Annotated in this window: 9 protein-coding genes; 3 read left to right on the forward strand and 6 right to left on the reverse strand. The window is 67.7% G+C overall.

What is annotated here, in order from left to right:
- Nucleotides 1-555 (forward strand): phospholipase D-like domain-containing protein (locus tag VF662_RS15880; RefSeq protein ID WP_464142925.1); only part of this gene is annotated, 555 nt, incomplete at its 5' end.
- On the opposite strand, the gene VF662_RS15885 is transcribed toward VF662_RS15880, so the two are convergent.
- Nucleotides 552-1,715 (reverse strand): acetyl-CoA C-acetyltransferase, encoded by a 1,164-nt coding sequence (locus VF662_RS15885; protein WP_464142926.1) that lies wholly within the window; start codon nucleotides 1,713-1,715, stop codon nucleotides 552-554. The genes VF662_RS15880 and VF662_RS15885 overlap by 4 nt on opposite strands.
- 153 nt (nucleotides 1,716-1,868) lie before the next feature.
- Here VF662_RS15885 and VF662_RS15890 point away from each other — a divergent pair, with 153 nt between their 5' ends.
- Nucleotides 1,869-2,396, forward strand: a complete 528-nt coding sequence (locus VF662_RS15890; protein WP_464142927.1) for a hypothetical protein — start codon at nucleotides 1,869-1,871, stop codon at nucleotides 2,394-2,396.
- A 1-nt stretch (nucleotide 2,397) separates the two neighbouring features.
- On the opposite strand, the gene VF662_RS15895 is transcribed toward VF662_RS15890, so the two are convergent.
- Nucleotides 2,398-3,576 carry an aromatic amino acid transaminase gene (locus VF662_RS15895; protein ID WP_464142928.1) on the reverse strand — a complete coding sequence of 393 codons (1,179 nt, stop codon included), beginning with the start codon at nucleotides 3,574-3,576 and terminating at the stop codon, nucleotides 2,398-2,400.
- 106 nt (nucleotides 3,577-3,682) lie between these two features.
- Between VF662_RS15895 and VF662_RS15900 the strand changes: the two genes are divergently transcribed.
- Nucleotides 3,683-3,916, forward strand: coding sequence for a DUF6356 family protein (locus tag VF662_RS15900; RefSeq protein ID WP_464142929.1), 234 nt, complete (start codon nucleotides 3,683-3,685; stop codon nucleotides 3,914-3,916).
- Here the strand turns inward: VF662_RS15900 and cysQ are convergent, their stop codons facing one another.
- The 4 genes from cysQ to VF662_RS15920 all read right to left on the reverse strand — a co-directional run.
- Nucleotides 3,917-4,687: a 3'(2'),5'-bisphosphate nucleotidase CysQ gene (cysQ, locus tag VF662_RS15905; RefSeq protein WP_464142930.1), complete on the reverse strand. Its 771-nt coding sequence runs from the start codon at nucleotides 4,685-4,687 to the stop codon at nucleotides 3,917-3,919.
- Entirely contained in the window at nucleotides 4,684-5,529 is an 846-nt protein-coding gene (gene fghA / locus VF662_RS15910; protein ID WP_464142931.1) for an S-formylglutathione hydrolase, read from the reverse strand. Before fghA ends, cysQ begins: the two co-directional genes overlap by 4 nt.
- Nucleotides 5,526-5,909 (reverse strand): VOC family protein, encoded by a 384-nt coding sequence (locus VF662_RS15915; RefSeq protein ID WP_464142932.1) that lies wholly within the window; start codon nucleotides 5,907-5,909, stop codon nucleotides 5,526-5,528. The genes fghA and VF662_RS15915 overlap by 4 nt, the downstream gene beginning before the upstream one ends.
- Nucleotides 5,910-5,921: 12 nt before the next feature.
- A partial coding sequence (locus VF662_RS15920; RefSeq protein ID WP_464142933.1) for a zinc-binding dehydrogenase occupies nucleotides 5,922-6,551 on the reverse strand: 630 nt, incomplete at its 5' end.

Below are 6,551 nucleotides of genomic sequence, written 5' to 3' on the forward strand. Positions count from 1 at the left end.
CCGAAGACCGCCTATGGCTGGCTCGACGAGGCGGTGATGAGCCCCGCGCGCTACGAGCTGATGCAGGCGCTTCGCGAGCGCGACAGGCACGGGCGCTTCCGGATCTACAGCCCGGTGACCGAGAAAGGCGCGGACATCTACGTTCATGCCAAGCTGATGTTCGTCGATGACCTCTATCTTCGCGCCGGATCGGCCAACATGAACAACCGCTCCATGGGCCTCGACAGCGAATGCGACGTGCTGATCGACGGCAGCGCGGACCCGGAGGCGCAGCGGAAGATCGCCCGGCTCAGGACCGACCTTCTGGCCGAACATCTCGGGGCGAAGGGAGCGGAGGTGGACGCCTGCTTTGGCGAGAGCGGCTCCCTGATCGGCTGCATCGAGCGGATGCGCGGCCGCGGCCGGACCCTCGTTCCACTGGAGCCGAGGGAACCCAACGCGCTCGAGAAGAAGCTTGCGAAGAGCGAAGCGCTTGACCCCGAAGCGCCCGACGAGCTGTTCGAGCGGCGTGCGCGGCCGGGGCTGCTGTCGAGGCTCGGCAGAAGGGGGCGCTAGGCGAGGTTTTCCACGATCGTGACGTTGGCGATGCCGCCGCCTTCGCACATCGTCTGGAGGCCGAAGCGCTTGCCGCGGGACTTGAGGGCGTGGACCAGCGTCGCCATCAGCTTGGTGCCCGAGGCGCCGAGCGGGTGGCCCAGCGCGATTGCGCCGCCGTTGACGTTGAGCCTGTCCGGATCGGCGCCCGTTTCGCGCAGCCAGGCGAGCGGGACTGGGGCGAAGGCTTCGTTGACCTCATAGAGGTCGATCTCGTCGATCGTCATTCCGGAGCGCTGGAGGGCGCGGCGGGTGGCGGGGATCACTTCCTCCAGCATGATCACCGGATCGCCGGCGGTGACGGTGAGGTTGTGGATGCGGGCGAGCGGCTTCAGGCCATGCTCCTTCAGCGCCCGCTCGCTGATCACCAGAACGCCGCTTGCGCCGTCGCAGATCTGGGAAGCGTTGGCGGCGCTGATCCGGCCCCCTTCCTTGAGGAGCTTCACCGATGAGATCCCTTCGATGGTAGCATCGTAGCGTATCCCTTCGTCGGTGCGGTGCTCGGCGCCCTCGACCTGCAGCGGGACGATCTCGTCCGAGAAGGCGCCCGCCTGGGTGGCCGCGGCGGCCTTGCGGTGGCTTTCGAGTGCGAAACGGTCGAGCTCGTCGCGGGTGAAGCCGTGCTTCTCGGCAATCATCTCGGCGCCGATGAACTGGCTGAACATCTTCACTCCGAACCGATCCTGGATGCGCTTCGAGAAGGGGCCGGTGCCGATCCCATGCTCTGCCGGGAGCGTGAACGGCAGGCCCATCGGGACGCGAGTCATCGATTCGACGCCGGAGGCGATCACCACGTCCTGGGTTCCGCTCATCACCGCCTGGGCTGCGAACTGGACCGCCTGCTGCGAGGAGCCGCACTGGCGGTCGATCGTCACCGCGGGGACGCTTTCCGGAAGCTTCGAGGCGAGCACGGCATTGCGCCCGACATGGAAGCTCTGCTCGCCGGCCTGGCCGACGCAGCCCATGATCACGTCCTCGACCGCCGCTGGATCCACCCCCGACCGCTCCACCAGCGCATCCAGCACTTCGGCGGCCATGTCGGCCGGGTGCCAGTCCTTGAGCGCGCCGCCGCGCTTGCCGCCCGCGGTGCGCACCGCTTCGACGATATAGGCTTCGGCCATTGCTTCCCCCGCTTTCCGTTTACGTAAAGCTGGATAGCGGCTGGCGTCGGGAAACGAAAGCGCTGTCCCGTTCAGGGGCAGTCGAAAGCTGCCGCCTCCCGCCGCCCGCGCGGGTCTGTTAGAGCCGTTCGGAACATCCAGCTGGAGGTGCCAATGAAGACGCTTCGTGCCGCCGCGGCCGCCATCCTGATCACCTCATGCCTCGCCGCAGCGCCGGCGACGGCGCAGTCCGGCGGCTCAAGCGCCGGCGCCTCGATGGTGCCGCTCAATCAGCCGCGGCTCGGACCGGACGGCGGAGCGGGCAGACCCGGACGGCCCGGGGGCGGCGGCTGGTGGAACGACGGACGCCACGACCGGCATGATTGGCGAAAGCGGTGCCTGAGGCGCGGGACCTGCGGCTATTACGGCTTTGGCGGGTACGGCTACGGCGGGATCGGCGACGATTCGCTGCTCGCCAACGCCTATGGCTATTTCGCTCAGGGCGGGAGCGGCGTCGAGGCCCGGGGCGGCGGCGCCCGGTTCGATTACGACCGCGGTTACCCCTACGAATATTATTCGGACGGCGAGAGGGGCGAAACGCGCGTGGCGCGGCGCGACTATCGGAGCCGCAAATGCGCAATGGAGGCGACCCGCGACCGCCGCTCCGGCCGCCAGGTGGACGTTCGGGTGTGCCGGAACTGAGCTAGCCGAGGTCCGCAAGCGCGGCGGCTAGGCGCGATGCATCGCCGCGCTTCAGGCCGGCGATGTTGATCCGGCCCGAAGGCGCCATATGGATCGCATGCTCGCGGCCAAGCCATTCGGTTTGCTCAGGCGAGAGCGGGAGCATCTTGAAGATGCCGCGCTCCCGGTCGACCCCGCGCAGCATCGGTGCCGCGTTGGCGAGGGCGGCGAGCTCGGCGCGGAGGGCGAGCATGCGCTGCCGCATTCCGGCAAGCTCCTCCTCCCACAGCGAGCGCAGGCGATCGTCGCCGAGGATCAGAGCCACCGTCCCCGCTCCGTGCGCGGGCGGCATCGAAACGAGGGTGCGGCTGACCTTTTCCATCTGGCCCTGGACGCGGTGCCGCTCGGCAGAGTCGGCGCAGAGGGCGAAGAGGATGCCGGTGCGCTCGCGGTAGAGGCCGAAGCTCTTCGAGCAGGCGACGGCGATCAGCGCCCTCGGGACCGAAGCCGCAACATCGCGGAGCACCTGCAGATCCTGCTGAAGGCCGTCGCCAAGCCCGTAATAGGCCGCGTCGATGATCGGGATCGCGCCGCGCTCCGTGAGAATGGCGAGGAGGCGGGCGCGCTGCTCCGGCGTGAGATCGGCGCCGGTGGGATTGTGGCACGGGCCATGGAAGAGGAAGAGGTCCCCCTCCTCCGCTGCCAGCGCGGCGGCTTCGATCGCTTCGATGTCGAGCCGGCCCGCGGCGACATCGAAATAGCGATGCGTGACCAGCTTGATCCCGGCCGCCGCGGCGAGCGAGGCGTGGTTGGGCCAACTCGGCAGGCCGAGATGCAGCTTCAAGCCCGGCGACGCCGCCTTTGCGATATCGAGGGCGATACGCAGCGAGCCGGTGCCGCCGGTGCCCTGGATCGCAGCGATGCGGCGGTCCTCAGCGGCTCCATCATTGCCGAAGACGAGCGACGTCATGGCGTCGATGAAATCATGGTCTCCCGCCAGCGCCTGATAGGCCTTGGTCTCTTCCGAGCGGAGCAGGAGAGCCTCGGCCTCCTTCACCGCCCGCATGACCGGCGAGACGCCGCTGTCGTCGCGGTAGACGCCAACGCCGAGATCGATCTTGTGCGGCCGATCGTCGTCGCGGCAGCGGGCCATCACCGCGTGGAGCGCATCGCCGGCCGGATCCGGGAATCGATCGAACATCGGGCGGCGGCTCTTTCTCTGGCTAGGCGGCGGCGCCGGCGCTATGGGATGACGCGACGAGCGGGAGCAATAAGCGAACGCGGACCCACATCAAGAGCGGCAGCAGATGGCGAACCCCTTCACCCGGCACCCCTCGGAAGTGGGCGAGAGCTACGCCCAGCATCTGGCGACCGCCGCCGGCTTCGGAGCGACGATGGTGGTGGGCGGCCTGTGCGTCATGATCCACGCCGTCTTGCCCTTCCTGTTCGAGCAGACGGGTTCGAAAACCATGTGCAAGCTCCACAAGAAGATGACCAGCCGCACCGACAAGGCGAATTGGGAGCGTCATCCAATCATCTGATCAACGCGCCCAGGCGATGAAATGGGGGTTTTCGAAGCCTTCCGCGACCTTGCCGTAGCGTAGCGGCCCGGCCTCCTTGCCGCCCTCCAGAGCCATCACTCGGCCGCCTGCGGCTTCGAGCACGGCCTGGCCCGCGGCGGTGTCCCATTCCATGGTGCGGCCGTAGCGCGGGTAGACGTCGGCCGAGCCCTCCGCGAGCAGGCAGAATTTGAGCGAGGAGCCGGAGGGGAGATATTCGGCGATGCCGAGGCGGGCATTGGCTTCTTCGGTGCCCTGCACGTGGTGGTTGCGGCTGCCGATGGCGGTGAGGCCGTGGCCTGGGCGAGGCCGGGTGCGGATCGGCTCGGGCGGAGCGCGGCCGCGGGCGCGGAAGGCGCCCTCGCCCCGCGCTCCGTAATAGAGGAGGCGGCTGTCGGGCGCGTAGACGACGCCGGCGACCGGCTCGCCCGCCTCGATGAAGGCGATGTTGACGGTGAACTCGCCGTTCCGCTCGATGAAGCCCTTGGTGCCGTCGAGCGGATCGACGCAGAAGAAGCGGCTCCCCACGTCGGGCGAGCAGCCCTCGCAGGCTTCCTCCTCGGCCAGCACCGGGATGTCCGGATAAGCGGCGCGGAGGCGGGCGAGGATGATCGCCTCGGCGCGGCGATCCGCTTCGGTGACCGGAGAGCCGTCACGCTTCAGCTCCGCGGCGCAGCCCGCGCCGTAGATCGCCTCGACCTCACGGCCCGCCTCGAGCGCGGCATCGACCATCAGCTGGAGGAGCGGGCTCACCGGGCGAGCCGCTCCGAATGCCAGCGCAGATGATCCTCCATGAAGGTGGAGATGAAATAATAGCTGTGATCGTAGCCCTGCTGCATCCGAAGCGTGAGGTCGATCCCGGCGCTCCGGCAGGCTTCGGCGAGCAGCTCCGGCTTCAGCTCCCGTTCGAGGAAGCTGTCGGAAGTGCCTTGGTCGATTAGGATTTCTTCGATGCACGCACCGTCCTCGATCAGCGACACCGCGTCATGCGCGCGCCAGGCGGAGCGCTCGTTGCCAAGATAGCCCGCTAGCGCCTTTTCTCCCCACGGCACTTGCGAAGGCGCGACGATCGGGGCGAAGGCGGAGACGCTGCGGAAGCGGCCGGGATTCTTAAGCGCGATCGTCAGCGCGCCGTGGCCGCCCATCGAATGGCCGGTGATCGACTGGCGGGAGAGATCGGCGGGAAATACCGCTTCAACCACTGCGGGAAGTTCGTCGACTATGTAGCTGTACATGCGGTAGTTTTGGGAGAACGGATCCCGCCTCGCATCGACGTAGAAGCCGGCGCCCTTGCCGAAGTCGTAGGCTTCGTCGTCGGGGACCGCGTCCCCGCGCGGGGACGTGTCGGGGGCGACGAAGATGAGCCCGAGCTCGGCGCAGGCGCGGCGATATTCGCCTTTCTCCACCACGTTCGCGTGCGTGCAGGTGAGGCCGGACAGGTACCAGACCACCGGGCACAGGGCGCCGTCTTCCGCCTGCGGGGGCACGAACACCGAGAAGGTCATGTCCGTGCCTGTCGAACGGCTCGGATGCCTCACGACATGCTGGGTGCCGCCGTGGGCGCGGGTGACGGAGACGGTGTCGAGCTGCGTCATGCAGGCGGCCGATGAAGTGCGCAGATCTTGTTGCCGTCCGGATCGCGCAGATAGGCGAGGTAAAGGCGGCCGAAGGCGTTCTCGCGCCAGCCCGGAGGATCCTCGATCGGCGCGCCGCCATGCGCCACTCCAGCTGCATGCCAGGCGTCTGCAGCCTCGGGCGTTGCAGCCTTGAAGCCCACCGTCCCACCATTGGCATGGCATGCCGGCTCGCCGTCGATCGGCTTGCTGAGCATGAAGATGCCGCCGTCGTGCATGTAGAAGACACGGCCCTTGTCGTCGGTGCGGCCGGGCCGCACGCCGAGGGCAGCGAGCGAAGCATCGTAAAAGGCCTTCGACTTCTCGACGTCGTTGGCGCCGAGCATCACGTGGCTGAACATTCCTGCCCTCCCTTAGTAGACGACGACAGAGCGAATGCTCTCGCCGGCATGCATCAGATCGAAAGCGGTGTTGATGTCGTCGAGCTTCATCCTGTGGGTGATGAGCGGATCGATGGCGATCTTGCCGTCCATGTACCAATCGACGATCTTGGGCACATCCGTGCGGCCGCGGGCGCCGCCGAAAGCGCTGCCTTTCCAGACTCTTCCTGTAACCAGCTGAAACGGCCTGGTAGCGATCTCACGCCCTGCCTCGGCAACGCCGATGATGACGCTCTCACCCCAGCCGCGGTGGCAGCATTCGAGCGCCTGGCGCATCACGTCGGTGTTGCCGGTGCAATCGAAGCTGTAGTCGGCGCCGCCGCCGCTGATGTCGAGGATCGCCTGGACGACCTTGTCGGTGCCGACCTCGTTCGGGTTGATGAAGTCGGTCATCCCGAACGCTTCGGCCATGGCGCGCTTGGCGGGGTTGATATCGATGCCGACGATCCGGTCGGCGCCGACGAGCTTCGCGCCCTGGATGACGTTGAGGCCGATGCCGCCGAGGCCGAACACCGCGACGTTGGCGCCGGGCTCGACTCCGGCCGTGTAGATGACGGCGCCGACGCCCGTCGTGACCCCGCAGCCGATGTAGCAGATCTTGTC

It is taken from the genome of Allosphingosinicella sp. (assembly GCF_036387215.1).
Taxonomy (GTDB): domain Bacteria; phylum Pseudomonadota; class Alphaproteobacteria; order Sphingomonadales; family Sphingomonadaceae; genus Allosphingosinicella.

What these genes read in the sequence shown, in the direction of transcription:
- VF662_RS15885 (WP_464142926.1), bottom strand. Translation starts at nt 1,715, where the DNA reads ATGGCCGAAGCCTATATCGTCGAAGCGGTGCGCACCGCGGGCGGCAAG.
- VF662_RS15900 (WP_464142929.1), top strand. Translation starts at nt 3,683, where the DNA reads ATGGCGAACCCCTTCACCCGGCACCCCTCGGAAGTGGGCGAGAGCTAC.
- VF662_RS15895 (WP_464142928.1), bottom strand. Translation starts at nt 3,576, where the DNA reads ATGTTCGATCGATTCCCGGATCCGGCCGGCGATGCGCTCCACGCGGTG.
- VF662_RS15915 (WP_464142932.1), bottom strand. Translation starts at nt 5,909, where the DNA reads ATGTTCAGCCACGTGATGCTCGGCGCCAACGACGTCGAGAAGTCGAAG.
- VF662_RS15890 (WP_464142927.1), top strand. Translation starts at nt 1,869, where the DNA reads ATGAAGACGCTTCGTGCCGCCGCGGCCGCCATCCTGATCACCTCATGC.
- fghA (WP_464142931.1), bottom strand. Translation starts at nt 5,529, where the DNA reads ATGACGCAGCTCGACACCGTCTCCGTCACCCGCGCCCACGGCGGCACC.